Origin of the sequence: Sphingomonas sp. STIS6.2 (assembly GCF_000732685.2) — a bacterium.
Taxonomy (GTDB): Bacteria; Pseudomonadota; Alphaproteobacteria; order Sphingomonadales; family Sphingomonadaceae; genus Sphingomonas; species Sphingomonas aerolata.
This window is the reverse complement of record NZ_JPDP02000159.1, coordinates 20,775-45,977: the sequence shown is the minus strand read 5'-3', so window position 1 is coordinate 45,977 and position 25,203 is coordinate 20,775. Positions and strand designations below refer to the sequence as shown.

Below are 25,203 nucleotides of genomic sequence, written 5' to 3'. Positions count from 1 at the left end.
TCGGCATTCTGAAGACGGGCCCAGTTGTGACGCGAGGGAAACTGTGACGGAAAGGCCGGGAATGCAGGCGTTTATTCGGCCGCATCTGCAGGTCAAAGCCCCCCCTTGTCGCACGACCGCTCAGATAGTCGGCTCGCCGGTGAGATACGGATCAACCGGCACCTCCGCCGGAACCGATACCCGCGGCACCGCCCTTGACCCTGCGGCAGCGAGCCATTCGTCGCCGCCGTCCCTGCGGCGCGTGGAGCCGTCGCCGCGTGTCGAGACGCGCCCGTAGATCGGTCGCTCGCGGTCCGATGGTGAGCCCGCGAACGTCGCGGCGATGTTACCGTAGGTCGACGGGTCGCGACCGTCGAGGCTGAGCCGGTCGTTGAGATAGCAGGCGGTGGACCATGCCGCTTCCGGGCTGGGCGTCATCGCGATGATGCGTTTGCCCCAGTACATCCGCAGATTGTTGTGCATCCAGCCGTCGACCAGGAACTGCTTCTGGCAGGCGTTCCAGGTCTCGTCGCGCGTTTCGCCGTGAAGCATCGCGCTCAACGTCTCCAGCTCGGGTCGGGGATCGGCGGCATGCTCTGCGAGCGTGTCGACTGCCCAGCCGGCGATGCGGTCGTAGCGCTTCGGCGCGGCAAGATCCCGCGCCTGGTAGTGGAACCACTCGCGCCAGCCGAGAAGCTCGTCGGCGAACTTTGCCTTGTGCCTGCTACCTGCAACAGCCGCGGCGACCGCGGCCATCACCTCGCGCGGGCCGAGCACACCAAAGTGCAGATAGGGCGACAATCCGCTGGCGCCGTCCGCGCGCGTGGCGTCGTTGCGCGCTGATGCATAGCCGGGCAGCACCTCGGTCACGAGCCGCCGCAGCCTTTCCTCTGCCGCGCCCCGACCAGCCGGGTGCAGGTCGCTGACCGGCACCGTATGATCAATTGCGAGACTGGTCACCAGCGCGTCGAGATCGCATGTCTCCAACCTGTCTGGCGTGAAGGGCAGCGTCCCGGCGTACGCGGGCTGTTCCGGCACCGCCTCCTCCGTCTCCACCCAGTTGGAGCGCTCGGGTTCGTGGCGTCGCAGGAACCCCGATCGTCCACGGATGTCGCCGCCCAGCACGGCCGGGGGCACCAGGCACGCGGCCTCGACCGCATAGACCGGCGCCGCGGCGCGGGCGGCGACTCGCTCGGACTGCCAGCGGGCGACGAAGGTCGGTTGGTCCTCCACTAGGATCGCCGCCGCCTCGGCGCCAAGCCGGTGCACGAGACCCTTTTCGCGGTGCCCAGCCCGATCGACGTGCTGAACACACGCTAGACCACGCCTCCGGCATCTTGCGCCGAGATCTCGGCTCGCCGCCAGGATAAAGTGATGCAGCCGGTCGGAAGCATAGGGGTAATCCTCGCGCACGCCATGATACACCAGAACCGGCAAACCGAGCGCATTGCCGAGCAGAATGCTCGCATCGATCACCGGATTGTCGCGAGCCCGCAGCGCCTGCTGCAGCCAGCACAGGACGTAACGGCCGCTGACGTTCACCGCGCGATCGTTCAGCGCCCGCACCCGTGGGGCTTCTCTCCAGTCGCGAAGACCGGCAGGCAGAACGGCCGTCACCATCCCATGCTGCCCGGTATGCCCTTGAACGGTCCCACAACGTCCGACGTGATCCAGCCGCCATAAAATCCGCCAGGCTGCGGGACCACCTGCTCGCCGTCCACCATGCATGTATCGAGCGGACCGGCGTAGAACGCGACATGGTCGCGCAATACCGCAAAGGCCGGCGTCGGCTCGGGATAGCTCCACGCCACGTCGCGCAGCACTTCGCCGCCGATCGCCAGGTGCCAGTAGACGGCGTGGCCCTTCCACTCGCAGAACGAGCGTCGCTCCGAACGGCGAAGCAGGCCTGGACTCAGAGCGTCGGGCGGCAGGTACCAGCTGGGCGGATGACTGGTCTCCAGCGTGCGGACAGCGCGGCGCGTATCGGCGACGAGGACACCGCGATGCTCGATACGGATCCACCGCTCGCTCGCTTCGGCAACGGCCGGGCGGGGAAAGCGCCACACGCTCTCCTGGCCCGGCGCGAGTGAAGGATCGCGGTCGTTGTCGCTCACCGGCGACGACCGAGCCAGATGCCGATACCCGCAAGGCCGAGCACCGCGATACCGGACGTCGCAGCCGCGACCTTGCGCCCCCGATGCGGATCGCGCCGCCCGCCATCCGGACCGGCGGGAACGCCGGGCTCGAACAATACCCCGTCGCTGTCGTCGCCGTCGGGTGCGCGCGCTGACCAGGTGTCGAGGAAGCCGCTCAGGATCGCCGCCAGCAGGTTCGGCGCCGCGAACTCGCCCAGCTTGAACGCGATCGCCGGCGCGCCGACTGCGGTGAGATTGCGGGGTCGCGTGGCGAGCCCCACGACGGCCTTCGCAACCGTCTCGGGTGCGAGCGAACCCGGCGGCAAGGAGAGCCGTGCGCCCGTATAGTTGCCGGCGTGGTCGACGCCGGGCGTGTCGACGAAGGTCGGACAGACGTCGCATATATGGATGTGCGGGCGCTTCGACACCTCGCCGCGAAGTGCCGCACTGAACCCGCGCAACCCGAACTTGCTCGCCGAATAGGCCGCCGCATACGGCGTGGCGACAAAGCCGCCGGCCGAGATCATGTTGACCCAGGTACCGCGATCCTGCGCCAGGAAGATCGGCAGCACCGCGTGCACATCATTCATGTGAGCGACGAGGTTCACGTCGACGACGCGCGCATGGTCTGCGATCGGCACGTCCTCGTACCGGCCGAGCACGCCAACGCCTTCGCAGCTGAACCACAGGTCGATGCCACCGAGAAGGTCGCGGGCCTCGGCAGCGAATGTCGCCACCGCTGCTGCATCGGTACAGTCGACGGGCCGGACGATCGCAGTTCCGCCCGCCGCGGCACAGCGGCTAGCGACGTCGTCCAGCCCTTCCCTGCCGCGGGCACCCAGGACGACCCGTGCGCCCGCCGCGGCGAAGGCCACCGCCGTGGCCGCGCCGATACCGCTCGATGCACCGGTGATCACCACCCGGTGTCCGGCGAGTGTATGATCCCCGCTCATTGGACCATGCTCGGGGTGCTTGGCCGCACAGCGTCGGCGGGAGGACGCTGTCGCGTCGGATGGGCTGGCCTGTCATCATGCATAGCCCCTCCAACGTTCTGAAGGCGCTGCGGTGTCCCGCGAGCGCCGCAGAACCCATCTCACCGTATCGGGCTCGAGCTTCGAGATGTGCTCTCACTGCGGAATGCCGGCCGATTTGAACGCGACGCAGGTGCGGGCGTTGGTGTTGCTCGAGACGGGGCGCGCGCCCTTGGAACGCAAGGACACGAGATGGCAAAGCCCTTTACGATTGCAGTACCCGACGAGCGGCTCGCCGGCATCAACGCCAAGGTCGCATCGTTCGACTGGGGCGCGCTGCCGGATGCCGGAAGCTGGACGTCAGGGGTCGGCCTCGCGGATCTCAAGCGGCTCGTGGACCATTGGCGCATGCGGTTCGACTGGCGCGCGCAGGAACGTCGGCTGAATGCTCTACCGCAGTTCACGACGGAGGTGCTGGGCGAAAAGCTTCACTTCATTCATGCGCGGGGCGATGGTTCGCGCCCTCCCCTGCTCCTGCTGCATGGATGGCCGGGCTCGTTCATGGAATTCGAGGCGCTCATCGCGCCATTGGTCGCCGACGGCCATGACGTCGTCGTGCCGTCGCTTCCGGGCTACGCCTTTTCCGGGCGCCCCGCCGCGCCGATCGGACCGCGCCGGACGGGCGAGTTGATGCACGGTCTGATGACCGAGCTTTTCGGCGATGCGCGCTATCTGGTGCAAGGTGGTGACTGGGGCGCGGCGATCGGGAGTTGGATGGCGCACGATCATCCCGAAGCCGTGGCCGCGCTGCACCTCAACATGGTTCTCCTTCAGGCGGCGGACATATCGCCGAAGACGCCCGACGAACTCGCCTGGGCGGCACGACGGGCGACGCTGGCGAAAGAAGAAACCGGCTACGCGCACGAACAAGGCACGCGTCCGCAGACGCTCGGCATTGCCATGTCGGACAGCCCCGTCGGCGTTGCTGCCTGGATTCTGGAGAAGTTCGGCGCTTGGTCGGACGTGCCGCGTGATGAACAGGGTCGGCCCGATCTCTGGCAGGCGTTCGATGAAGATACGCTCCTTACCAACATCATGCTGTACCTTGTCGAGGGGTCCTTCATCACGTCCACCTGGATGTATCGCGGCCGCATGCTGGAGGGTTCGGGCGAACTTCCGGCAGGCAGCCGTGTCAAGGTGCCCACCGGCGTCGCAGCCTTCCCCGACCCCGTCTTCCCGCCGCCCCCGCGCTCACACGCACGCAAGACCTACAACATCGTTCACTGGAACGAGATGGAGGCAGGCGGCCATTTCGCGGCGCTCGAACAGCCTGGGGTACTGCTGGCGGATATGCGACGCTTCTTTGCCGACCAGGCGTCCTCAAGGGCGCGCAGACGGCGTCGGATCGCCGGCGCGGCGGGTGTCATCGGCGTTGCCGCCCTTGGATTTTGGACGTTAGCAGACAGTCATCGACGCCCGGACGATACCCAAGCCCGGCATCGCGCGACCTACCCGCCACTGGATGTCCCGAAGGTCTTTGCCGAGGGTGTCTGGATCGTCGACAGCGGACCAATAAACGCGATGGGGATAGCGCTGCCCGTGCGCATGACGATCGTCCGGCTCGAAAATGGCGATCTCCTTCTGCATTCGCCGACCCCCTATTCGGCCGAGCTGGCCAAGGCGATCGAAGCGCTGGGACGGGTACGGCATCTCGTTGCCCCCAACATCGCGCACTGGACCTACATTGCCGATTGGCAACGGGCCTACCCGGATGCGACCACCTGGGCTGCGCCAGGGCTGCGGGACCGGGCACAGGTCCGCGCATCGTCGGTGCGGTTCGATGCCGAACTCGGTGGAACAGCCCCGGCGGAATGGTCGGACACTCTTGATCAAGGCATGGTGCCGGCGGGTGCTGGCTTTAACGAGATTTGGTTCTTCCACCGGCAGACCAGAACGCTCGTGCTCGTCGACCTCATCGAAAACCTCGATCCTGACAAGCTGCCGCCTGTCACGCGGCTATTGATGCAGGCCTCCGCTGCCACGGACGGCACGACCGCACGGTACCTTCGGCTACCAGTACGGCTAGGCGGCGCGGACGCTAGAAAGGCGGTGCGAGCGATCGTGGCGCTCGAGCCTGACCGGGTGATCTTCGCTCATGGTCGGCCGTTCGACACCAGTGGTGCGGCACGATTGAAACGTGCCTTCGAATGGCTGATCTAGGCCAGCTTTAGGCCAGCTTCCGTGCCTAACTGCAGCGCTGCATCGCGCACCTGCCCAACGCGATCGAGGCAGTTCAAAAAAGTGGTGCACGCTGCGCCGAAACGGTTAGCGCGTTGCGCCCCGAAGACGTTCACAAGGAGTCACTAATGTCGTTTCCCCGTCCGTACGTCGCGTCCCCGCTCCGGTATGACAGCGGCATGCCCTATCGACGCACCGGCCGAAGCGGGCTGAGGCTGCCGGCAATCAGCCTGGGGCTGTGGCAGAACTTCGGCGGACAGGATGTGTTCGAGACGGGGCAAGCCATCCTGCGGCGGGCATTCGATCGTGGCGTGACCCACTTCGATCTCGCCAACAATTACGGCCCGCCCTATGGCTCGGCCGAAGAAAATTTCGGTCGCATCCTCGCCTCCGATTTCGCGGCCCATCGCGACGAACTCATCATCTCGACCAAGGCGGGTTGGGACATGTGGCCCGGACCGTATGGCGATGTCGGTTCATCCAAAAAATACCTGATTGCGAGCTGCGACCAGAGCCTCAAGCGAATGGGCCTCGACTATGTCGACATCTTCTATTCGCACCGGGTGGATGCCGCGACCCTTCTCGAGGAGACGATGGGCGCGCTGGTGCAACTCCATCGACAGGGCAAGGCACTATATGTCGGCATCTCCTCCTACGAGCCGGGGCTTACCCGCCGTGCGGCCGAGATTCTGGCCGCGGAAAAGGTGCCGCTGTTCATCCACCAGCCCAGCTATTCGATCCTGAACCGGTGGATCGAGCGCGATCTGCTGGCGACGCTGGAGGAGCTGGGCGTCGGCTGCATTGCCTTCTCACCCTTGGCGCAGGGCATGCTGACGAATAAATACCTCAGGGGCGTTCCACAGGATGCGCGAGCAACCCGTGACGGGTCGCTGTCGCAGGCCTTGCTCACGGATCGAAACCTTGCTGCCATCCGTACCCTGAACGATATCGCGGGTGAGCGCGGACAAACCCTGGCCCAGATGGCGATCGCGTGGGTCTTGCGCGACCCGCGCGTCACATCGGCGCTGATCGGCGCCCGCACGGTCGAACAGCTCGACGACTCGCTGGACTCGGTGAAGACGCTCGACTTCTCCGCCGACGAACTCACCGCGATCGACAACGCGGCCGACGATGGCGGCGTCAATCTCTGGTCGGGATCATCTGACATCACTGCACTGCCGGCAGCGCAAGGAGTGCCCGCCTGAACAACGGCCATCACGACACCCCTCCGGGACATTCCAAAAAACGTTTGCGCGCCCAATCTTCAGGCCCGGTTACGTTCGCCGACAGCGCCGCAAATAATTGTTAAATGACGCGAAATCGTAATCTCTTTAAGCAAACCACGTTTCTTGAGCCTTGCCCCATCGTGATCTGAGAGACTCGCTACGCTCGTAGATGCCCGCCTCGAACGAAGAACTCCGATTTCGGGCTGATAGCGGAATGCCTGCTTCCGGTCCGGACCAAGCGGGGGGCCGCCTCAACGGGACGGGACGACATAGTCGTGTGTTCCGATCTGGCGATGCAGCTTGAGCGAGCCGCCAGCCTGACGCTGCCACAACCGGATGCCCCCGCCCTTGACGGTGCCCGACTGGCCCCCCGCGGTCCACTCGACGCGGAATTTGGGATATTCAATCACCCACGCACCGTGATTTTCGAATGCCAGGGTCCAGACCCGCACGTCGCGGAAGGTCGCGCCGCTTCCCGCTGCGGTATAGGCGGTCAGATAGGGGCGGATCTCGGCCATGCCGCATTTGGGCGTTTCGGCGAAAGGCATGAAGACGGCGTCGTCGGTATAATCCACGAGCTTCGCCTCGACATCCTTGGTCCGCACGGCCTCGGCGTCGCGGTCGTTATGGGCTCGCAGGAATTCGCCCACGGACCGATCGCCTGCGGCTAGCCGGATGGGCGAGGACGACGGCACCGGGATCGCGGTGAAGAAGCCCGCGGGATCGGCCAGCGGGCGGAAATAGCCCCAGCTGTCGGCCTTGAGCCTGAGGCCGCCGTCCCGCTCGACGCCCCAGACATGCGCGTATTTTCCCCGCTCTTCGTCGGTGCGGTCGGACCAGCGGATCGTGAAGGTTCCGATCTCGACCAAAGTGTCGTCCAGCTCAAGGACTTCGCTCGCCACCGGCACATAGCTGGTCACACGCCGCCGCTCGCGCATCGCGCGGTGATAGGCCGCGATCTGGCGCGTGCCGATCAGCACCGGCTGATATTTGGGCATCGAGCGCGCATCTGCGCGGTAGAGCATGGCGCGAGCATCGGCATCATTGGCGAGCATCGCCTGACGCAGCTTCGCGTGTGCGGCGTTGACGCGTTCGGTCGGCGTCGCGGGAGGTCCGAACAACAGGTGCCGCGCGATGAAGGGCAGCACATCGGTGTAGAACCGCCCCTGCTCGCCCCAGTGCCGGTCACGAAAGCCGCCACCATGTTCCTCGGCTTCGTGCGGCACACCATATTCAGCGAGGAGATTGGAAAAGGCCTGCGCGCCATAGACATGGTCAACCAGCGTGTCCTGACGCCCCCAGTCGAACTTGAAGCCCCGCAGCGATTTGAGATTGTCGGCATAAGCGGGGAGCAAAGCCGTCAGCGCGAATCCCTGTTTGAAACGCGCCGTACGGTCGCTGTCCACTACGATGCGCCCGTCGACACGCCGCGCCGGTGGATCGAAGAACAGCGGCGGTCGGTTCGGGTTCGGCGAGAAGGCCTGATAGATCGACGTGAAGATCAGCGAGAAGCCGTCGTCCCGCAGATCGTCGAGCGATGTCGCGCGCGCCATGCGTTCCAAGTTCGGGCGGCTGTGCGTCGGCTGAATATTGGGGCCGCTCGCCACCGGCTGCATGCCATAGACCGCGCCGAACATGTCTGGATGGCGCATGCCGAAACGGATCGCGCCATACGCCCCCGGACCGTCCCCCGCGATCCCGCGCGAATCCCGGGTGGCGAGCGTGCGGTAGGTGGCATCGATGTGCGGCACCAGCTCGCGCACCATGAAGTCTTCCCAATTGCCCGTCGCCGGCGAATTCACATACCATGCGCTGCCCGCGGGGGTCGTGAAGTCGGCGGTCACGACGATGACGTCGCCGATCACACCCTGCGCGATCGCCTTATCCAGCAGCGCCTTTGCGCCGTGGCTGGCGAAGGGTTCGCGGTGATCTTCGAAGAAATAGTTGAGGAAGTAGAGGACGGGAAATCGCTTGCCCGGCTCGGCGTAGCGCGGCGGCAGGTAGACCGTGAGGTTGCGAACGGGCGAGATGCCGATCTTGCTGCCGGCGAAGCTGGTCGATTGCAGCGTGCTGACAACCAGCCGGCCCTGCGGCTGCGCCATCGCCGGAGCGACGAACAGCGCCAGCAAGCAACAGGCAACGGCGTAAAGCTTGCGTAGCCCGCTCATGACGACGCTCCATCGCTTTGCCGCGTGGGGCCTGGTGTACGCCGGAAGGGAATCACGAGTGTCTCGCGTTCCCGGCCCTCCGAGCGATTGAGGAAATAGACCGTGAAGCTATCCGGCCCGGTTCGCGAGAAAGTCGCGCCGTCGAAGTAGAAGCTGGTCGAATCGCGATCGACCAGCGGACGGTCGATATAAGCCGCCTGCGCTTCCCAACCGGCGAGTTCCGGCGTGAAGTGCTTGACCCGAAGAGTCAGCGAATTTCCAATCTCGGCGAACACGCCGATCTCGTAAAAGGCCAGGTTCTGGGGAGCTAACGCGCGGACGAAGCCCGGAAGCTGCCCAAAGCGAGGACTGAGAAGCACATGCTCGACCGGCCCATCGGGCATGTCGCCGATCCAGTGGCCCTCGATCCACGCCATGTCGGCGATCGTCGCACGCGGGGCCTGGTGGCCTTCAGCGTGGAGCTTGATCATGGCCCGGGGGTTGGCGAGTTGCGCCGATGAAGGGCTTGCGTGGAACAGGATCGCCAGCGCGATTACCGCCGTCGGAAACCTGAAAGGTGCATATGCCCTGTGCCTCAACCCCATGCCCACCCCCTGTTTTGGTTGAGCGGCATACGGGCCCGGAACGGGGTTTCCCGGCAATGGATTTTCGCCGGGCGGGTCCGGCGGATCGCCAAGCGGGATCAGCGGGTAAGGTAGCCGTCGATTGGCTCGCGATATCGACGGCTGAACCGGAGCTCCGCGCCGCACGCCAGCCGCACCGAGCCGTCGCCATGGGTGCCGGGCCGGACTTCGACCAATCGGTCGAGCCGGACGATCGCGGCGCGATGGATGCGCGCGAACGCGGCATGGGGCAGCCGCGCCTCGAGCGACGTCAATGATTCGTGGATCAGCAAGCTGCGTCCGCCGGCATGGACTTCGGCATAGTCGCCCGCCGCACTGATCCAGTCGATCTCGTCGAGCCGAACCAGTTGCGCCGCGCCATTGCCGCGCGCGACTAGCCGGCCCTGCCCGCCGAGCAGCGATCGCATCCCGTCGCGCTGGCCGCCGCGCTGGCCGTCGCCCGTGTCGATGTGTCGCCGCACCCGCTCGATAACGCGGGCAAAGCGCTGGTCGTCGAACGGCTTGAGCAGGTAATCGAGCGCCTCCGCCTCAAAGGCGCGCACCGCATAGACATCGAACGCCGTCACGAAAACGGTCAGCGGCATCGCATCCACGCCGATCGCCTCGATCACGCCGAAGCCGTCCATCTCGGGCATCTGGACGTCGAGGAACACAAGGTCGGGCCGCAGCGTGCCGATTGCCGCCACTGCTTCCGCCCCGTGCCCCGCTTCGCCGACCACTTCGAAATCGTCGGGCCCTGCCAGCGACTGGCGCACCGCGCGGCGTGCCAGCGGCTCGTCGTCGATGATCAGGGTCCGGATCACCGCGGCACCAGGATGATGACGCGGAAGCCCTCGCCCGGCGCCGTGTCGATCTCAAGCGACTGGCGCTCGCCATGGAGCTGGCGCAACCGCAGCCGTGCGTTGCCGAGCCCGACGCCCTCGCGGATCGCGCCCGCGCCCTTGCCGTTGTCGGCGATGCTGATCCGCAGCATGTCACCCGCGGGCTTCGCCTCGATCGTCAGCGTGCCACCTTCGATCGTCGGCGCAATCCCGTGGCGCACCGCGTTCTCGACCAGCGGCTGCAGCAGCAGCGCCGGCACCTGGACGGTCTCCAACCCGGGCGCGATGGCGCGGACGATCCGCAGTCGCTCGCCCAACCGGGCTTCCTCGATCGCCAGATAGGTGTCGGTAAAGTCGAGTTCATCGGCGAGCGCGCTGTGCTGCGACCTGCGCTGATCGATCGACAGCCGTAGCAGATCGCCCAGCCGCGCGATCAGCCGCTGGGCGACGATCGGATCGTCGGGCACCAGCGCGGAAATGGCGTTGAGGGTGTTGAACAGGAAGTGCGGCTGCAGCTGCGCGCGCAGCGCCGCCGTTTCCGCCTCTGCGAGCTGCGCCTCCAGCCGCGCCGCCGCGACTTCGCGATCGCGCATCGTCCGATAGGCGCGCGCGCCGAGCACGATCGCGACGAGCAGCGCGTAGATCATCAGATGGACGTGGATGCTGGTCGCCAGCTTCGTGATCAGCAGCCCATTGCTCCACGGCGCCCAGGGCGCGCGGACATAGATCATCGCGTTCACCACGCTGTAGAGCGCCGCGTGCAGCACCGCGAAGAGCAGCCCGAAGGCCAGATGGATGACCAGCAGCCTGCCCAGCCGCCGCTCGCCGGCGAACGCTCGCGCCACGCTCACACCCCGGGCGTCAGTGCTGCCCAGGCCGAATACCAGATCAGCCCATTGACCAATGCCTGTTCCAGCGCGAGCTTTGGCCCACCCGCGAAACCCGCGGCATAGGTCTGGAACGCCGTCACCACCGCGACAGCCAGCCATGCGGCCCAAATGCCCAGATAGCGAACAAGGCGTTGCCGATGCGCTGCGGTCATGGCCAATCATGCACATTCGCCCAACATTGAACAGCTGCCCGGCGGGGACGAAGCCTGGACGGATGAATGCAATAGAACTGCTCAACTGCGATAAATGCAGTTCCGATACAGATCGTCCGCGTCACCCCGCACGATCGGTTCGCAGCCGCCGACGTCTGCGTGCTCCGCAAATTCGCGACCGACGAATTCTGCCTCGCCAACGTCTATTCGGTCGGTGTCGCGATGCGCGCGAGGCGGCGCATTCCGACGCGGTGCAGGCCCTGCCGAAGGCAATCGCCGAATATCCGGTCGGCGCCGGCCAGCGTAGCGACTTGATACCGGCGATCGGGTCGATCAAGGTCAACTTCACCCGTCTCGATCGGCGAGAGGGCGCCGCCGTTGCCGACGAGGCCGTACCGCGTGTGACCGCTATCAAGGATAGAGAGATCGTCCTCGTCGACGCCGCCTGATTGTCACCTTCACTCTGTAGCGTGCCGCGTACCCGACCAAGCCCGAGGAGACATCGAATGCCGTTCGTCACCACCGTCGACAAGACCGAAATCTTCTACAAGGACTGGGGCAACACGGATGCGCCCGTCGTCATGTTCCACCACGGCTGGCCGCTCAGTTCGGATGACTGGGACGCGCAGATGATGTTCTTCGTCCAGAAGGGCTATCGTGTCATCGCGCATGACCGCCGCGGGCATGGCCGTTCGACCCAGTCGGCGAGCGGTCACGACATGGACAGCTATGTCGCCGACGTCATCGCGCTGACCGACGCGCTCGATCTGCGCGATGCCGTCCATGTCGGCCACTCGACCGGCGGTGGCGAGGTCGCCCGCTATGTCGCGCGCGCCAAGCCCGGGCGGGTCAAAAAGGCCGTGCTGATCAGTGCGGTCGCACCGATCATGGTCAAGACCGACGCCAACCCGGACGGCGTGCCGATGGACGTATTCGACATGGTGCGCGAGCAGACTGCCACGAACCGTTCGCAATTCTACTACGACTTCACGCTGCCCTTCTTCGGCTACAACCGCGACGGCGCCGAGGTGAAGGAGGCGGTGCGGCTCAACTGGTGGCGCCAGGGCATGATGGGCTCGGCGCTTGCCCATACGCTCGGCATCAAGGCCTTTTCCGAGACCGACTTCACCGACGATCTCAAGGCGATCGACGTGCCGACGCTGGTCCTGCACGGCGAGGACGACCAGGTGGTTCCTTTCGCCACCACCGGCAAGATGTCGGCCGACATCGTGAAGGACGCCAAGCTCATCTCCTACCCCGGCTTTCCCCACGGCATGCCGGTTACCAACGCCGATCGGATCAACGCCGATCTGCTGGCCTTCATCGAAGGCTGATCCATGGCAGGGCACGGAGCGATGGGGCGCTCCGTGCTTCTGCACGACACGCTTCACAAGGAATTGCCGCGATGCGCGACCGGGTTCTGATCTTCTACGGCTCCTATCGGTCCGACCGGCAGGGCATCCGCCTCGCCGAGTGGCTCGTCCGCGCCTTCGCCGAACGCGGTGCATCGGCCGAGCTCATCGACGCGAGGGCAGTCGACCTTCCCATGCTCGACCGCATGTACAAGGAACATCCCAGCGGCGAGGCACCCCCCGCGCTGGAGGCACTCGCAGAAAAGATCAGGACGGCCGACGCCTTCGTCTTCGTGGCCGGCGAATATAACTGGGGCGTGCAGCCCGGGCTCAAGAACCTCACCGACCACTTCCTCGAGGAATGGTACTGGCGGCCGGCGGCGATCGTCAGCTATTCGGCCGGACGCTTCGCCGGTGCACGCGCCGGCCTCGCATGGCACGGCATCCTGTCCGAGATGGGTATGGTCGTGGTCTCCAGCACGGTCGCGGTGGGTGGGATCGGCCACGCCTTCGATGCGAGCGGAGAACCGGCGGGCGACGGCGGCGCGGCCCTCACCCGTGCCTTCCCGCGCTTCGCCGACGATCTTGGCTGGTGGACGCAGGCCGCCCGCGCCCAGCGTGAGAGGCGTGATCCGCCCTATTGATCCGGCCGAAGCCGCGCGTCTTCATCGCGGCTCCGGGCAACAGAGCTCGTTCACCCCTTCGCTGCAGCTGCGGCCAGCTCCTCGAGGTCGAGATCGTGTTCAAGGTCGTGGAGCGTCTCGTCATCGATACGACCGGCACGGTGCAGGCGGACCAGCTCGGCGCGGCCGGCCGCGACCGCGGCGATGATGACGTCGAAATGGCTCGCGATCGCCACGTTGCGCTCCTCCACCGTACCGTCGAACGCATCCGCTGCGGTTGCACGGGTCCGGTAGCGCCTTAGGAGCTGCGGGTGGATGACCGTGCCGTCGATCGCCACCGCCTCGCGCTCGACAAGTCCCAACTGCGCCTGGAACAGCATCATCTCGGCCGCGTGCAGATCGAGCGGCGGTCGCGCGCTGCCGTCGTCGTGCGGCTTCAGGGTCCGGATGACCCAGCCAAGCGAGGTGCCCTGCACCAGGACGGTCACGAGGATCACGACAAAGGCGGTGACGAGCATCAGATCCCGCGCCGGCATCGCCTCGGGCAGCGAGAGCGCGACCGCGAGCGTCACCACGCCGCGCATCCCGGCCCAGCTCATCACTACCGCCGCCCGCGTTCCGAGCGGGTGCTGTCGCGTCCACCCGATGCGGCGACCGGTGGCGACGCCGGCATCGACCGCGAAGATCCACAGGAACCGCGCGGCAACGACCGCCAGGACGATCAGCAGCACGGGCCGCGCCATCGTGTCTATGACGATGTCGAGCCCGCCGACCCGGTCCAGCAACCCCCGCAAGGACAGGCCGATAAGCAGGAACACGGTGGCTTCGAGGAGGAACACCAGCACCTGCCAGAACGCCATCGCCCGGATGCGCACGCGGGCGGTGAAGACGACATGCTGATACCAGCCGCAGACAAGGCCCGCGGTGACGACGGCAATGACGCCGGACACGTGCAGCAATTCGCCCGCGATATAGGCGCTCCAGCAGACCAGCACGGTCGCTGCGATCATCAGCGTATCATCGCCGAGCCGGCGGAGCAGAACCACCCAGAGCCCGCCGATCGCCGCGCCGACCGCGATGCCGCCCGCCACGAGCACGAAAAACGTTCCGGTCGCCGCCCCCAGATGGAAGCTGCCGGTCAGCACCGCCGCCACCGCAAAACGGAACAGCACCAGCCCCGCGGCATCGTTGAGCAGGCTTTCGCCCTCGAGCAGCGTGGTCAGCCTGCGCGGGAGCGTCACCCGCTGCAACACGGCACGCGCGGATACCGCATCGGGTGGCGACAGGATCGCGCCCAGCGCGACGCAGGCGGCCCAGGGCAGTCCGGGCATCAGCAGCCTGGTCACGATCGCCACGACCGCCGTGGTGAAGAAGACGGCGCCGACCGCCAGCGAAAGAATGCCGGCCATGTGCCGCCGGAATGGCGCGACCGCGGTGAACCACGCGCCGTCCATCAGCAGGGGTGGGAGAAACAGGACAAGGACCAGCTCCGGATCGATCGCGATCCCTTGCACACCCGGTACGAAGGCGACGGCGCATCCGCCGACGATCAGCGCGGCTGCTGGTGGCAGCGACAGACGCCGGGCCAGATAGTGAAGCCCCAGCACCACCAGGAACATCAGGATGATCAGCTCGAAGTTTGCCGCTGGATGCACAAAGCCGCCCCTTTTCCTGCCCGCCCGGTGGTCCTGCAATCTGTCCCGAACCGCGTCAATGCGATCGGGCAGCGTATCGGCCCGCGCCCGCATTCGGCCTGGGCCGTTCCCGGGCGATTGCCGTCGTCGCGTTCGCCGGGCTAGTGTCGAGGGGGATAGGGGACAGCGCTCATGGAAACGATCGGTCGCGACCTGCGGGAAATGCAGCGGGTTCCGCTGCAGCCTGCGCATATTGCCGCGATCCGGGCGGCAGGGACGCGCAAGCACTATCCCAAGGGAATGATGCTCGCCGAGATCGGCGCGCCGGCCGACCGCTTCGTGTATGTCGAAGAGGGGGAGATCGAGGTCATCAACCCGTTCACGGGCGATCGGCTGGTGCCGTCGACGCTGGGGCCCACCCAGTTCATGAGCGAGATCTCGCTGCTGTCCGGCGGCACCTGGTCGCTGCCGATGCGCGCCGCGAGCGACACGACCGTCGTCGAAGTCCCGCGATCCGCGATGCTTCGCCTGATGGCGGCCATACCGGAGATGTCGGACATCGTTATCACGGTGCTGGCCGCGCGCCGTCGGCGGCAGCTGGATGCCGGCGACGGCATGCTGGTGCTGGTTGGCGAAGAGGAGGACAGGGCCGTCAGAAGAGTGGCCGAGTTCGCCGCACGCAATCGCCTGCCCTACCGCTCCTACCCGCTCGGCAGCGCCGAGGCCGCGCATGTCGCCAGCAGTTGCGGAACCACGCCGCGCGAACCCGTCGTGGTGTTCGGCCGCGACGTGGTGGTGAGCGATCCGACGCCGGAAAAGGTGGCACGGCTGCTCGGACTCGATCAGGACGTTCCCGAAGACGAGGCCTTCGACGTGCTCATCGTCGGGGCCGGCCCCGCCGGCGTGTCGGCGGGCGTCTATGCGGGAGCCGAAGGATTGCGCGCGCTGGTGGTCGACGAGACCGCGATCGGCGGCCAGGCCGGCACGTCCAGCCGGATCGAGAATTATATGGGCTTTCCCACCGGCATCTCCGGTGCCGATCTCGTTTGGCGCGGCGAGGTGCAGGCGATGAAATTCGGCACACGCTTCGTCATGCCTCGCCGCATCGAGTCGCTGGACCAGCTCGACAATGGCGCCTTCTGTGCGACCTTCGCCAATGGTCGGCGCGTTCTCGCCGCCTCTGTCGTGGTTGCTACCGGGGTCCAGTACAGACGCCTGCCGATCGCACGCCTCGCCGAGTTCGAGGGCACGGGCATCTATTATGCAGCGACCGAGAATGAGGCGCGCTTCTGCCGCGATACGGAGGTGCTGGTCATCGGCGGCGGCAATTCGGCCGGGCAGGCGGCGATGTTCCTCAGTCGTACGGCGCGGCACGTTCGCCTGCTGGTGCGCGGCGACACCCTGGCCTCGTCCATGTCCAGCTATCTGTCGAGCAGGCTCGAGGCGGACCCCGCGATCACCATCGAATACGGCACCCATGCCGTCGAACTTCATGGCGGGGACAATCTGGAGGCGGTGACGATCCGCAACGGAGACGGCGACCGCACCGTGGCAAGCTGCGCCGTCTTCGTGATGGTCGGCGCCGCACCCAATACGGGCTGGCTCTCCGAACTGGTCGCTCTTGACGACAAGGGCTTCGTGCTCACCGGCGAAGCGGCTGGCGCGTTATCGCCTTTCGCCACGTCCTGCGCGGGCATCTATGCCGTCGGGGACGTGCGCGCCGGATCGGTGAAACGCGTCGCGTCTTCGGTAGGAGAAGGATCGGTCGTCATCTCCAACGTCTGGGAGCATGTGCGCGGCTTGGATCGCGCCTGAACGAAAGCCGCCTTCGCAGGTCTGACCGACGGTTGGTCAGTTGAAAAACGCTCCAAGCTGTCCAATGCTGGTCATTCATGCCATCCGGATCAACCGGCATCGCAGGAAACCCCGTCAGAGACGTGCGTCGAAGTGGCCGGAATTTCGTGATCAAAACGCGATCATCACCTTGCCCAGATGCCCTGCCGCGGCGAAATAGCGGACGGCGTCCGGTGCGTCGTCGAAGGCGAACGTCCGGTCGACAACGGTCGTCATCCGGTTCGCCACCATTGCGTCGAGCAGATCGACGAACATTGCGCGGCTGCCATTGGCGATGCCGCGGATCGTCACGTTCTTCGTGATGAGCGACAGATAGTCGGGGATCGCCGGCCCCTCGCCCGGTGAAACGCCGATGACGATGATCCGCGCATTGATCGCCGCGGCTGCGATCGAGTCCCCCAGCGTATCGACGCCGCCGGTTTCGATCACGATGTCGGCGCCCTTCCCCTCGGTCTGTGCGATCACCTCGGCCGCCCAATCCGGTGACGTCCGGTAATTGACCGTGATGTCCGCGCCGAGGCTGCGTGCCGTTTCGAGTTTCGCGTCCTGCGACGACGTGATCGCCACCCGTGCGCCACGGGTCTTGGCGATCTTAAGTGCCGCCAGCGCAACGCTACCGGTGCCGAGGCAGAGCACGGTCTCGCCCGCCTCGACCCGACAGACCTCGACCAGTGCATTCCAGGCGGTCAGGCCGGCCGAGGCGAGACCTGCGACATCCGCGTCGGCCAGCGCGTCGGGCACCCGGATCAGCGCAGCCGCGGGGAGAACGACCCTTTCGGCAAGCCAGCCGTTATGCGTGATGCCGATATCATGCGCAAAGACGTCCGCCCGGAACGGGCCGTCCAGCCAGGTCGCGAAATGACCGCAGACGACGCGATCGCCGACTGCGACCTCGGTCACGCCCGCACCGATCGCCACGACCTCGCCCACGCCTTCGGACATCGGAATGCGGGTTTCGGGCTGTCGGGCGCCGTAGGTGCCGCGCAGGAGCTGAACGTCGCGGCTGATCAGGCCGACAAGACGCGGCGCCACCAGCGCTTCGCCGGGACCAGCGACCGGCGGGGGCCGGGTCGTGGCGACAAGTCCGTCGATGCCGTTCTGGGCACCGATGTGAAAGGCTTTCATCGAAATCTTCTCCTGATGGGCACGCACGACGGGCGCCTTACTCAAAGGCCCTGGGACCGGGCTTGAAGGCATGGCGGCGCGCGCCGGCTGCAAGCGCCAGGGCAAGAAGGGTCGGCGCCAGTACGGCCCAGGCGAGCAGTCCTGCCCCCGCATGGTCGAGGATCACCCCGCCGACGATCCCGCCCGTCGCGATGGCGCCGTTCCAGACCGTCGTGAGCATCGCATTGGCGAGGTCGACGCCCTCACCCGCCGCATCGGCGAGCGCGGTCGACAGCTGTGTCGCTGCGCCGCCGAACGACAATCCCCACAGGATCGTCGCGACGATCGTCATCGCAGGGGTAGTCGCGAACAGCCCGAAGGCCAGCGAGACGACCGCAAACATCGTGAGGCTGACCAGCACGAGCGGACGCAGCGCGCGATCGATCAGCACGCCCGTCACCCAGATCCCGACCAGCGCTGCCAGCCCGAACCCGAGCAGCAACAGATCGAGCCTCTCCCCCGCGCCCGACAAGGCGGCGACCGGGGCGATGTAGGTGTACAGGATATTGTGACCCGTGATCCACGCGAACAGCGTGACCAGCACGGTGCGAACGCCCGGCGTGCGAAACACGCTCGCGATCGACAGCCGCTGCTCGGCAGGCTGGCCGGCAAAGTCCGGCACGCGCCACAACACCCAGCCGATCAGTATCAAAGTGGTGATCGCCATCAGCCCGAACGCCATGCGCCAGCCCAGCGTCGTGCCCAGCATCGCCCCCAAGGGTACGCCGATCGAGAGTGCCAGCGGTGTACCGACCATCGCGATCGCGAGCGCCTTGCCGCGCAACGGCGGGGCGACCATCCGCCTGGCATAGCCCGCGATGATTCCCCACCCCAACCCCGCCGCGACCCCGCCCATGAACCGCGCGACGAGCGTCAGCGCATAGGAGGTCGACACCGCGGTCACGCAGTTGAAGATCAGAAAACCGACGATCGCGACGAGCAGGGTCGGCTTGCGGCGCCAACCTTGCGTGTACAGCGTCAGCGGGATCGCCGCGAACAGCGATCCGACCGCATAGACCGTGATGGTCTGCCCCGCGAGCGACTCCGATACGTCGAGCCCGGCGGCCATGTGCGGCAACAGCCCGGCAGGGAGCGTTTCGGTGAGGATCGCGGTGAAGCCGGTCATTGCCAGCGCCAGCAACGCGGAGATCGGCAATGTCTCGCTCGCGCCATCGTCGGTCTGACCGGATCTTGGAATCACGCAACACTCACTTCTGGATCGACTGGTCCACTGCGTTCAACCACATGGCGTGGCTTGTCAACGAGTAATGGATTGATTAGTCCATAATCAGGAGCGGACATATATGGCACGGAGCGGACGACCGCGTGGTTTTGACAGGGCTGCAGCGCTGGACAGCGCGATGCATCTGTTCTGGGAACACGGGTATGAGGGCGCGTCGCTGCTCACGCTGCGTCAGGCGATGGGCGACATCTCGTCGGCCAGTTTCTACGCGGCCTTCGGTTCGAAGGAAGCGCTCTACCGCGAAACGCTCACGCGCTATCTCGCCGTGCATGGCGGCATCGTCGGTGCGCTCGACGACGAGACGCTATCGCCACGCTCGCGGCTCGAACAGGCCTTGATCGCGTCGGTTGCGGTGCAGACCGATCCTGCCCATCCGAAGGGGTGCATGATGACGCTGTCATCGATCGTTTCGTCCGAGGCTGGTGCGCCGACCCGAGCGCTGACCCGTGCCGAGCGGGAGATCACCCGGCAGGCGTTGCAGCGGTGTATCGCCGCCGGCGTCAGCACCGGCGCTCTCGATCCCGCCACCGACGTCGCGGGGCTCACCACGTTGTACGACGGGCTGTTGCTGGGGATCTCGATCCAGGCGCGGGACGGCGTTCCGACCGAGACGCTGCGGGCCGGCATTGGACACGCGATGGCGGCGTGGGATGCTCAAGGCAGACAGGAGCGTGAGAGCAAACTCCACTAATCTCGCCGAAAAAGAGACCGACTCGCAGGCATTCCGACTGCCCTACCCGCTTTCTGACTCCGGCATTCGTCATGTCGCCCTTAGGCTGATTCCAGCGACGTACGTCAGCGTATCGGGTACCCTAAGGGCACAGAACTTCATTATCGACCGCGCGGCAATCCAGCCCTCAGACGTAAGATGGGAAATGACATGCGATTTGTTCAGATCGAAATACTGCCGCAGGGCAAGGCGCTGGTCGATATCGACAAGCTAACCCATGCAGTACCCGAAGGGAACGGGTCACGCCTGTTCATCGGGGCGCAGCACCTCGACGTGCCCCATTCATTGGCTGAACTCGAGAACGTGCTGGCCGGTCGCGAGCGGACGGACGATGGCGCAAACAGCACCGCGGGGTTCGGTCTGCGATAGGCCGGCACGACTTCGGAAGATCATATCGTCTGCCCCATCAACCCTGGGCGCGGAGCCACGACGGCGAAAACGGATCGGCAGCCCCTTGGGTCGTTCGTAACTCTGCGTAGACCACGTCATGCGCCGTCCGCATCGACACAGTTTTACCCCGAGACGGCACGGCACAACGCCGTTTGGCTTCGGCTGCTATGGCGGGTGGGGCGCGGAAGCCGTCGACGAACTCGTCAAGCGTGGAGCGGATCCCGAGACAATCGTGGTCGTCGACGATCGGATGGTCGAGCTCGACGCCACTGAAGCATGGGGCACGACCGTGATGCAGGGCGATGCGACCCGCAATGCCGCTCTGGAGGCAGTACAGCTCGCCCGTGCGCGTGCCCTGTTCGTTGCTGCGGGATGGGACGACACATCCGATCCCGATCGTCCTGAACCCAGCAAGTCTCGCCGGCGTTCTGTTGGCAGGGTCGGACCCACTGCGCGCATATCGCGTCGTATCAACGGATCTCGCCGCGGCCGGCGGACAGGTCGTCCTGCACGAACGAGCACAGACCGCGACAGAGGTGGGACTCGCACTGTCGGAAATCCGTGCTGGTCTCGGCCACCGTATCTACCGGGGCGATCGAAGCTTTGGGTTCCGGGAGCCAGACACGCAGCGGCTCGAGACGGGGGATCTCATCGTCGAGGCAGCACGGCGCGGTCAGGCCGAACCCACCACTTACCGATACTGTCTGTTACGAACGGATCTGGGTCCGATGTGCGCACTACGAAATCAGCGCATCTCCATCAGGCTTCGTCGGTCGAGATCGGCTTCCGTGCCGCCATCTGGACCGGCTTGCCTATTACGGGACGGCCGGCTGGCCATCGGCGCGCGATACAGCGATCCTTTGCTATCCGGGCTATGGTCACCGCGTCGCCCTGATTGCCGCCAAGGACATGATAGGCCGTCGCGTCTTCGCCAACATAGAAACCGACATGCCCGCCACCAGGACGCTCGAACACCAGCACAGCTCCCGGCGCCAGACGCTCCGGCCGCAACGACAATCCCCATGTCGACCACGACGTCGCCCGCACCGCAATAGAGACTGGTTCGATGCCATCTTCCTGCAGGCAGTGGGCGACGAACACGCCGCACCACGGGACGCTGTCGGCATTGTAGACCATGCCCAGCACCCGCGTTCCAAGCCGCTTTGCCCAACCGAGGATCGTCGCGCTGTTCGCTGATCCTGCAGCTTCCTGCGTGCCGAGTTTCGTGCGCGCCACTCTCAGCCACTTCGGATCCGTCACCATGATCCACCCGCCCCTGGGGCCGAGATACGAACGAGCCTACGGTTACGCTCAAATGCGGGCATTACAGCATCCTCTCCACGATCGGCAGCATCGCTGCGACCACCGCAGCAATCGCCTTGGCATTGGGATGCACCCGGTCCGCCAGCACCATATCGGCATGTCCCAACACGCCCGGCGGAAAGAACGGCCAGACGGTCGCGCCGTGTTTGGCCGCCAACGCCGCGTGGATGCCGAGATATGCCGCAGCCCGATCACGGATGAACATCGGGGGATCGACGGTCGTCAACAACACGGGAATGCCACAATTGCCCAGGCTCAGCAGGACCTGCTCAAGATGCGCTCGGGTACGACCCACCGGCACCTGCCGCAGGACATCGTTCGGTCCCACCTGAACGATCGCAAGTGCGGGTCGCTGGTCGAGCGCGGAGAGCATTCGGGGCAAGCGTCGTAGGACATCAGCGGTGGTATCACCCGACACCCCGGCATTCACCACGACGGCAGGAGGGCATGCCCGCCGCAGCGATGCCCGGAGCTGTACGGGAAAGCTATCGGCGGCGGGCAGGCCGTAACCGGCAATCAGGCTGTCGCCGATTGCGAGAATCAAAGGTCGGTCGAGTGTCATGCGCCGCTGTGAGATAGTTCACGTTCGATGCAATGTAAGGCGTCCGGTCACCATCGCGCCGCTCCTTTGACGCTGGTGCTCTTTCGTCTGCGATGACACAAACGGCGGATACGCATTCCGGCGACCATCGCATTATCAGAATTTCCAGACGACCTTTTGCCAACATCGTCGGCCTGAATGGGGTGATGGCCTAACGCCGGAACGCGGTCGTCGGCGCGGATGATGTGGTGTCGTACCTGCAACGTGGCACGGCGACCGATGAGTGTGCCCGAACTGCCCCGCCAGATGGCCGTCCCCAACGAAGCAGCTTTTGCATCATCAGCCGCCGCCGGAGCCCGTCTCACATTTGTCGTTATGAGCGGTTCGACGAGCCGGATGTATTTGGCTGCGTCAAGTCGAGCACTTCCAACCTTGCAGCGTCGCCTCGCCTTGCAATCAGGCTCCCCACTGGAACCTGGTACGTACCGCGTAAGGTGAACCGCTCGACACGGTACACACCCCGATCAGTGCTGCTGGTCGAAAAGCCGGTGTAGCGTCGTTCGGCAACCTGCTTGAGGAGGTACCCTGCCCATCCCGTCGAACGCGAGCCGCGCAAGATTTCGGGTTCGTCCGTCTTGCCGTCGGGTCGGATCCAGAAGCCGATGTCGACCCATTTGATCGGATCGACATCGGACGATCTCGCGGGAAGCGGATTGCGCAAGTCGAACTTGCGCGCTTCGTCTTGCGCAGCCGCCAGCGCCGTAGGTCGATAAGGCGGCGCCCATACCAGCTCAGGGCGGGTCGAGCCATCGCGGCCGATCGCACGCACCAGCTGGTCAATCTGCGCGTTGTCCTTTTGCCCCGCCGCCAAGCGCAACCGGACAACTTGCAGCAGGTTGCGCAGCTTTGGATCCGCCGCGATCGGCCGGGCTTCGGCTTCGGCCATAAGCCGGGCCGCACCGGCCGTGTCGCCTCGTGCGTTGGCCAGTCTGACGCGGCGCAACGTCGCCTGCAGAGCGAGCACCGCGTTTCCGTCCGTCAACGCCTGACGCTCCACCGCCTTATACGAAATCTCGGCACTACGCCCCTTGCGCATCGCTAGCCACATATCGCCGGTCGCAAATGCCGCGGCAACGACGGCCGGGTCATTGGCCGGCAGATTGTCGCGCAGCGTGCGAACCTGCTCACCGACCGCGCTCTTGAACGCATCCAGATCACCGTCGTGCAAAGAGACGGTCGCATATGCTTCATACAATGCGGACACCGGTTTCGGGTCGGTCGCAGCGTGACGCTTGTTGCGAGATATGGCGCGCATAAGCGTGTGACGCGCCTTGAGATACGCACCATCCCGGAATTGCTGCTCGGCAAAGGCGATCGAGGCTTGTGCATCTCGCAACGGCGGACAGCCCTGCTCGACGCAGGCTGCATACGCTTCCGAAAGCTGCCTGCCAGAAATTACGATATCAGGGGTGGCGGCCTGCAGCGACAATGCGAAGAATAAAGCAATCATTACCCGGCCTCCACTTCGAGTCGCACCTTGCAACGCTGCAAGCCTGACCTCGCATCAGTGACTGTATTGCGAAACTTTTATCTTTGCAGCAGCGAATGACTTAGCCGGAGAGGAAGGCCGACTGTCTCGATAGATGAGCGGTAAACCGGCTGGCCGTTTTCAGAGCGTGGAGTGTTAAATGCGCCGCCGCATCCGCCTCCCTATGATTATAGCGAAGCCGCCCTGACGAGGGGCATTCGCCCAACCACGTATGGGGCAGGACCTTGATCGCGGCACGCGGTGGTATTCTGCAGGCGGCTTTCTGGCGTCTTCCTACGAGGATATTACCGCCTTGTTGGGCTCGAGCATTGCGAGGATCTGGTTCTTGCAGATGTTGAGATCGAAGACGACCGTTTGCCGGCTGTGATCGTCACCTGCGGCGGCGGTTGTCAGTTGAAGCCCCGTATATTCGCAAGGCCCCGTCCAATATGTCGATTTTGAATGGGTCGTGTGGTCCCCAACGGAATTGTTGGCCCTCTGGTTGAAGTTGAGGATCTCGTAGCGCCCGGGGTCATGGCGCAATATCGTCACGACCCGCGGGTCGTACGGAAACTCGTTCACGTGCCGTCGTGATCGACTTGGGTCCCGCAGGCTTATGATCTTTCGGTCCGAACAATTGACCAGGAGCAAGACCCCCATCTCGTTCTTTTGCTTTGGCGCCGGCAGAGCCAGAAGACCAATGGCGTCATCGGCAATCGAGGGTGCGCGCAGTTCACATATCGATTCCCGCACGCTCCCGACGACGTTGCCGGATTCGAGCGGGTTGGTGGCGACGGCCGCCGCCTCGGAAAACATAAGAGCAACGGCAAACATCTTTGTCTCCGTTATTGAGCTGCCGGTTGATATTAGCACTAGTGCTTATCGGCAGCCAAGTCGGTTCAGCAGAGATAGTGAATGTTGGGCGGCTAGCAAATCTTGGCGGTTTTCACTGAGCCGGTTTACCTATGCATGAACTTTTTGCCGGACAGCGGCCCCGCCCGTTGGCGCTGACATCCGCCGGGTTAGTCCGCTTTCACGAAGTCTTCTTTCGATAGACCTATTCGGGAGTTAACGCTGGAAACGAATGACCAGACGTCATCGGGCTGAGCACATACCCGCTCTCGCGCGTATGAATTGCGACGGGGGTGTCCGATTGGGCACCCAAGCGGGATGGCTGTGATGCGCTGCGCCCTCGCCCTTATCGAAAACGGTCGGCAGTCTCTAAAAAACCGGCATGTCGGAAGTTCGTGCTGTTGCTGCCTGACATGTCCGCTATGCTGGATTTATGGATAATGATTCGGCTATCGTGGCGTTTGGAGCGCTCGCTCAAGGCACAAGGCTCGACGTGTTCCGGCTGCTGGTGCGCCACGAACCGGACGGAATGGCAGCGGGCGAAATCGCCCGCCGGCTCGACGTACCGCAGAACACCATGTCGGCGCATCTCGGCATCCTAGCGCGCGCCGGCATCGTCCGCTCCGAGCGACAGAGCCGGTCGATCATTTACCGCGCCGATCTGGACGGCCTGCGCGCGCTCACGCTCTTCCTGGTCAAGGACTGCTGCGCCGGCTCGCCCGAGCTGTGCGTGCCGCTTCTGGCCGAACTCACCCCCTGCTGCTGA

Annotated in this window: 24 protein-coding genes and 1 pseudogene; 10 read left to right on the top strand and 15 right to left on the bottom strand. The window is 65.2% G+C overall.

Annotated elements, in window-relative coordinates; translation table 11 throughout:
- Positions 1-120 precede the first annotated feature (120 nt).
- From sphst_RS15255 to sphst_RS15245, 3 genes are read right to left on the bottom strand one after another with little or no spacing between them, the layout of a single operon-like run.
- Complete coding sequence (locus sphst_RS15255) at positions 121-1,596, bottom strand: deoxyribodipyrimidine photo-lyase (protein WP_234387694.1); 1,476 nt, start codon at positions 1,594-1,596, stop codon at positions 121-123.
- Complete coding sequence (locus tag sphst_RS15250; RefSeq protein WP_031394066.1) at positions 1,593-2,093, bottom strand: DUF427 domain-containing protein; 501 nt, start codon at positions 2,091-2,093, stop codon at positions 1,593-1,595. The genes sphst_RS15255 and sphst_RS15250 overlap by 4 nt, the downstream gene beginning before the upstream one ends.
- On the bottom strand, positions 2,090-3,067 hold the full coding sequence (locus sphst_RS15245; protein WP_031394067.1) for an SDR family oxidoreductase: 978 nt from the start codon (positions 3,065-3,067) through the stop codon (positions 2,090-2,092). Before sphst_RS15245 ends, sphst_RS15250 begins: the two co-directional genes overlap by 4 nt.
- A 270-nt stretch (positions 3,068-3,337) precedes the next feature.
- Here sphst_RS15245 and sphst_RS20940 point away from each other — a divergent pair, with 270 nt between their 5' ends.
- Positions 3,338-5,305 carry an alpha/beta fold hydrolase gene (locus sphst_RS20940; protein ID WP_081877543.1) on the top strand — a complete coding sequence of 656 codons (1,968 nt, stop codon included), beginning with the start codon at positions 3,338-3,340 and terminating at the stop codon, positions 5,303-5,305.
- A 146-nt stretch (positions 5,306-5,451) separates the two neighbouring features.
- Positions 5,452-6,528, top strand: coding sequence for an L-glyceraldehyde 3-phosphate reductase (gene mgrA / locus sphst_RS15235; RefSeq protein ID WP_031394069.1), 1,077 nt, complete (start codon positions 5,452-5,454; stop codon positions 6,526-6,528).
- Between the two features lie 272 nt (positions 6,529-6,800).
- Here mgrA and sphst_RS15230 read toward each other — a convergent pair whose 3' ends face one another.
- The 5 genes from sphst_RS15230 to sphst_RS20935 form a co-directional block, all read right to left on the bottom strand.
- Complete coding sequence (locus sphst_RS15230) at positions 6,801-8,717, bottom strand: alpha/beta hydrolase-fold protein (RefSeq protein ID WP_081877544.1); 1,917 nt, start codon at positions 8,715-8,717, stop codon at positions 6,801-6,803.
- Positions 8,714-9,133, bottom strand: a complete 420-nt coding sequence (locus tag sphst_RS15225; protein WP_159043671.1) for a DUF6265 family protein — start codon at positions 9,131-9,133, stop codon at positions 8,714-8,716. The genes sphst_RS15230 and sphst_RS15225 overlap by 4 nt, the downstream gene beginning before the upstream one ends.
- A gap of 266 nt (positions 9,134-9,399) precedes the next feature.
- A complete protein-coding gene (locus tag sphst_RS15220; protein ID WP_107045787.1) occupies positions 9,400-10,143 on the bottom strand; it encodes a LytR/AlgR family response regulator transcription factor in 744 nt (247 codons plus the stop codon).
- Positions 10,140-11,006 carry a sensor histidine kinase gene (locus tag sphst_RS15215; RefSeq protein WP_051916366.1) on the bottom strand — a complete coding sequence of 289 codons (867 nt, stop codon included), beginning with the start codon at positions 11,004-11,006 and terminating at the stop codon, positions 10,140-10,142. Before sphst_RS15215 ends, sphst_RS15220 begins: the two co-directional genes overlap by 4 nt.
- Positions 11,007-11,008: 2 nt before the next feature.
- Positions 11,009-11,203, bottom strand: a complete 195-nt coding sequence (locus tag sphst_RS20935; protein WP_031394075.1) for a hypothetical protein — start codon at positions 11,201-11,203, stop codon at positions 11,009-11,011.
- A gap of 62 nt (positions 11,204-11,265) precedes the next feature.
- On the opposite strand from sphst_RS20935, the gene sphst_RS20725 reads away from it, so the two are divergent.
- The 3 genes from sphst_RS20725 (at position 11,266) to sphst_RS15200 (ending at position 13,199) form a co-directional block, all read left to right on the top strand.
- Positions 11,266-11,652, top strand: a complete 387-nt coding sequence (locus sphst_RS20725) for a hypothetical protein (RefSeq protein ID WP_159043670.1) — start codon at positions 11,266-11,268, stop codon at positions 11,650-11,652.
- A 57-nt stretch (positions 11,653-11,709) separates the two neighbouring features.
- The gene (locus tag sphst_RS15205) at positions 11,710-12,537 is read left to right on the top strand and encodes an alpha/beta fold hydrolase (protein WP_031394077.1); all 828 of its coding nucleotides are present in this window, start codon (positions 11,710-11,712) and stop codon (positions 12,535-12,537) included.
- 71 nt (positions 12,538-12,608) lie between these two features.
- Positions 12,609-13,199, top strand: coding sequence for an NADPH-dependent FMN reductase (locus sphst_RS15200; protein WP_107045786.1), 591 nt, complete (start codon positions 12,609-12,611; stop codon positions 13,197-13,199).
- A 50-nt stretch (positions 13,200-13,249) separates the two neighbouring features.
- Here the strand turns inward: sphst_RS15200 and sphst_RS15195 are convergent, their stop codons facing one another.
- Positions 13,250-14,833: a Na+/H+ antiporter gene (locus tag sphst_RS15195; RefSeq protein ID WP_107045785.1), complete on the bottom strand. Its 1,584-nt coding sequence runs from the start codon at positions 14,831-14,833 to the stop codon at positions 13,250-13,252.
- A gap of 171 nt (positions 14,834-15,004) precedes the next feature.
- Here sphst_RS15195 and sphst_RS15190 point away from each other — a divergent pair, with 171 nt between their 5' ends.
- Positions 15,005-16,627, top strand: a complete 1,623-nt coding sequence (locus sphst_RS15190) for an FAD-dependent oxidoreductase (protein ID WP_056409846.1) — start codon at positions 15,005-15,007, stop codon at positions 16,625-16,627.
- Positions 16,628-16,777: 150 nt separating this feature from the next.
- On the opposite strand, the gene sphst_RS15185 is transcribed toward sphst_RS15190, so the two are convergent.
- Together sphst_RS15185 and sphst_RS15180 are read right to left on the bottom strand one after the other, a co-directional pair.
- Positions 16,778-17,791: a zinc-dependent alcohol dehydrogenase family protein gene (locus sphst_RS15185; RefSeq protein ID WP_031395696.1), complete on the bottom strand. Its 1,014-nt coding sequence runs from the start codon at positions 17,789-17,791 to the stop codon at positions 16,778-16,780.
- A gap of 37 nt (positions 17,792-17,828) precedes the next feature.
- Complete coding sequence (locus sphst_RS15180) at positions 17,829-19,031, bottom strand: MFS transporter (protein WP_234387693.1); 1,203 nt, start codon at positions 19,029-19,031, stop codon at positions 17,829-17,831.
- A 160-nt stretch (positions 19,032-19,191) separates the two neighbouring features.
- Between sphst_RS15180 and sphst_RS15175 the strand changes: the two genes are divergently transcribed.
- The 3 genes and pseudogenes from sphst_RS15175 to sphst_RS21695 form a co-directional block, all read left to right on the top strand.
- Positions 19,192-19,764 (top strand): TetR/AcrR family transcriptional regulator, encoded by a 573-nt coding sequence (locus tag sphst_RS15175; RefSeq protein WP_234387692.1) that lies wholly within the window; start codon positions 19,192-19,194, stop codon positions 19,762-19,764.
- Between the two features lie 189 nt (positions 19,765-19,953).
- Positions 19,954-20,172, top strand: coding sequence for a hypothetical protein (locus sphst_RS15170; RefSeq protein WP_031395698.1), 219 nt, complete (start codon positions 19,954-19,956; stop codon positions 20,170-20,172).
- Between the two features lie 118 nt (positions 20,173-20,290).
- Positions 20,291-20,566 (top strand): annotated as a pseudogene (locus sphst_RS21695) (NAD-binding protein); the annotation flags it as partial.
- Between the two features lie 386 nt (positions 20,567-20,952).
- Here sphst_RS21695 and sphst_RS21355 read toward each other — a convergent pair.
- The 4 genes from sphst_RS21355 to sphst_RS15145 all read right to left on the bottom strand — a co-directional run bounded on the left by sphst_RS21355 (position 20,953) and on the right by sphst_RS15145 (position 24,419).
- Positions 20,953-21,456, bottom strand: a complete 504-nt coding sequence (locus sphst_RS21355) for a TIGR02594 family protein (protein ID WP_043157997.1) — start codon at positions 21,454-21,456, stop codon at positions 20,953-20,955.
- A 61-nt stretch (positions 21,457-21,517) separates the two neighbouring features.
- The gene (locus sphst_RS15155) at positions 21,518-22,078 is read right to left on the bottom strand and encodes a GDSL-type esterase/lipase family protein (protein ID WP_081877721.1); all 561 of its coding nucleotides are present in this window, start codon (positions 22,076-22,078) and stop codon (positions 21,518-21,520) included.
- Positions 22,079-22,430: 352 nt separating this feature from the next.
- Positions 22,431-23,567: a hypothetical protein gene (locus sphst_RS15150; RefSeq protein WP_043158001.1), complete on the bottom strand. Its 1,137-nt coding sequence runs from the start codon at positions 23,565-23,567 to the stop codon at positions 22,431-22,433.
- A 312-nt stretch (positions 23,568-23,879) separates the two neighbouring features.
- Positions 23,880-24,419 carry a hypothetical protein gene (locus tag sphst_RS15145; protein ID WP_031395702.1) on the bottom strand — a complete coding sequence of 180 codons (540 nt, stop codon included), beginning with the start codon at positions 24,417-24,419 and terminating at the stop codon, positions 23,880-23,882.
- A 451-nt stretch (positions 24,420-24,870) separates the two neighbouring features.
- On the opposite strand from sphst_RS15145, the gene sphst_RS15140 reads away from it, so the two are divergent.
- Positions 24,871-25,203 carry an ArsR/SmtB family transcription factor gene (locus tag sphst_RS15140; protein ID WP_031395703.1) on the top strand — a complete coding sequence of 111 codons (333 nt, stop codon included), beginning with the start codon at positions 24,871-24,873 and terminating at the stop codon, positions 25,201-25,203.

What these genes read in the sequence shown, in the direction of transcription:
- sphst_RS15230 (WP_081877544.1), bottom strand. Translation starts at nt 8,717, where the DNA reads ATGAGCGGGCTACGCAAGCTTTACGCCGTTGCCTGTTGCTTGCTGGCG.
- sphst_RS20940 (WP_081877543.1), top strand. Translation starts at nt 3,338, where the DNA reads ATGGCAAAGCCCTTTACGATTGCAGTACCCGACGAGCGGCTCGCCGGC.
- sphst_RS15140 (WP_031395703.1), top strand. Translation starts at nt 24,871, where the DNA reads ATGGATAATGATTCGGCTATCGTGGCGTTTGGAGCGCTCGCTCAAGGC.
- mgrA (WP_031394069.1), top strand. Translation starts at nt 5,452, where the DNA reads ATGTCGTTTCCCCGTCCGTACGTCGCGTCCCCGCTCCGGTATGACAGC.
- sphst_RS15190 (WP_056409846.1), top strand. Translation starts at nt 15,005, where the DNA reads ATGGAAACGATCGGTCGCGACCTGCGGGAAATGCAGCGGGTTCCGCTG.
- sphst_RS15245 (WP_031394067.1), bottom strand. Translation starts at nt 3,067, where the DNA reads ATGAGCGGGGATCATACACTCGCCGGACACCGGGTGGTGATCACCGGT.
- sphst_RS15175 (WP_234387692.1), top strand. Translation starts at nt 19,192, where the DNA reads ATGCATCTGTTCTGGGAACACGGGTATGAGGGCGCGTCGCTGCTCACG.
- sphst_RS15200 (WP_107045786.1), top strand. Translation starts at nt 12,609, where the DNA reads ATGCGCGACCGGGTTCTGATCTTCTACGGCTCCTATCGGTCCGACCGG.
- sphst_RS15150 (WP_043158001.1), bottom strand. Translation starts at nt 23,567, where the DNA reads ATGATTGCTTTATTCTTCGCATTGTCGCTGCAGGCCGCCACCCCTGAT.
- sphst_RS21355 (WP_043157997.1), bottom strand. Translation starts at nt 21,456, where the DNA reads ATGGTGACGGATCCGAAGTGGCTGAGAGTGGCGCGCACGAAACTCGGC.
- sphst_RS15185 (WP_031395696.1), bottom strand. Translation starts at nt 17,791, where the DNA reads ATGAAAGCCTTTCACATCGGTGCCCAGAACGGCATCGACGGACTTGTC.
- sphst_RS15225 (WP_159043671.1), bottom strand. Translation starts at nt 9,133, where the DNA reads ATGGCGTGGATCGAGGGCCACTGGATCGGCGACATGCCCGATGGGCCG.
- sphst_RS15170 (WP_031395698.1), top strand. Translation starts at nt 19,954, where the DNA reads ATGCGATTTGTTCAGATCGAAATACTGCCGCAGGGCAAGGCGCTGGTC.
- sphst_RS15145 (WP_031395702.1), bottom strand. Translation starts at nt 24,419, where the DNA reads ATGTTTGCCGTTGCTCTTATGTTTTCCGAGGCGGCGGCCGTCGCCACC.
- sphst_RS20935 (WP_031394075.1), bottom strand. Translation starts at nt 11,203, where the DNA reads ATGACCGCAGCGCATCGGCAACGCCTTGTTCGCTATCTGGGCATTTGG.
- sphst_RS15155 (WP_081877721.1), bottom strand. Translation starts at nt 22,078, where the DNA reads ATGACACTCGACCGACCTTTGATTCTCGCAATCGGCGACAGCCTGATT.
- sphst_RS15205 (WP_031394077.1), top strand. Translation starts at nt 11,710, where the DNA reads ATGCCGTTCGTCACCACCGTCGACAAGACCGAAATCTTCTACAAGGAC.
- sphst_RS20725 (WP_159043670.1), top strand. Translation starts at nt 11,266, where the DNA reads ATGAATGCAATAGAACTGCTCAACTGCGATAAATGCAGTTCCGATACA.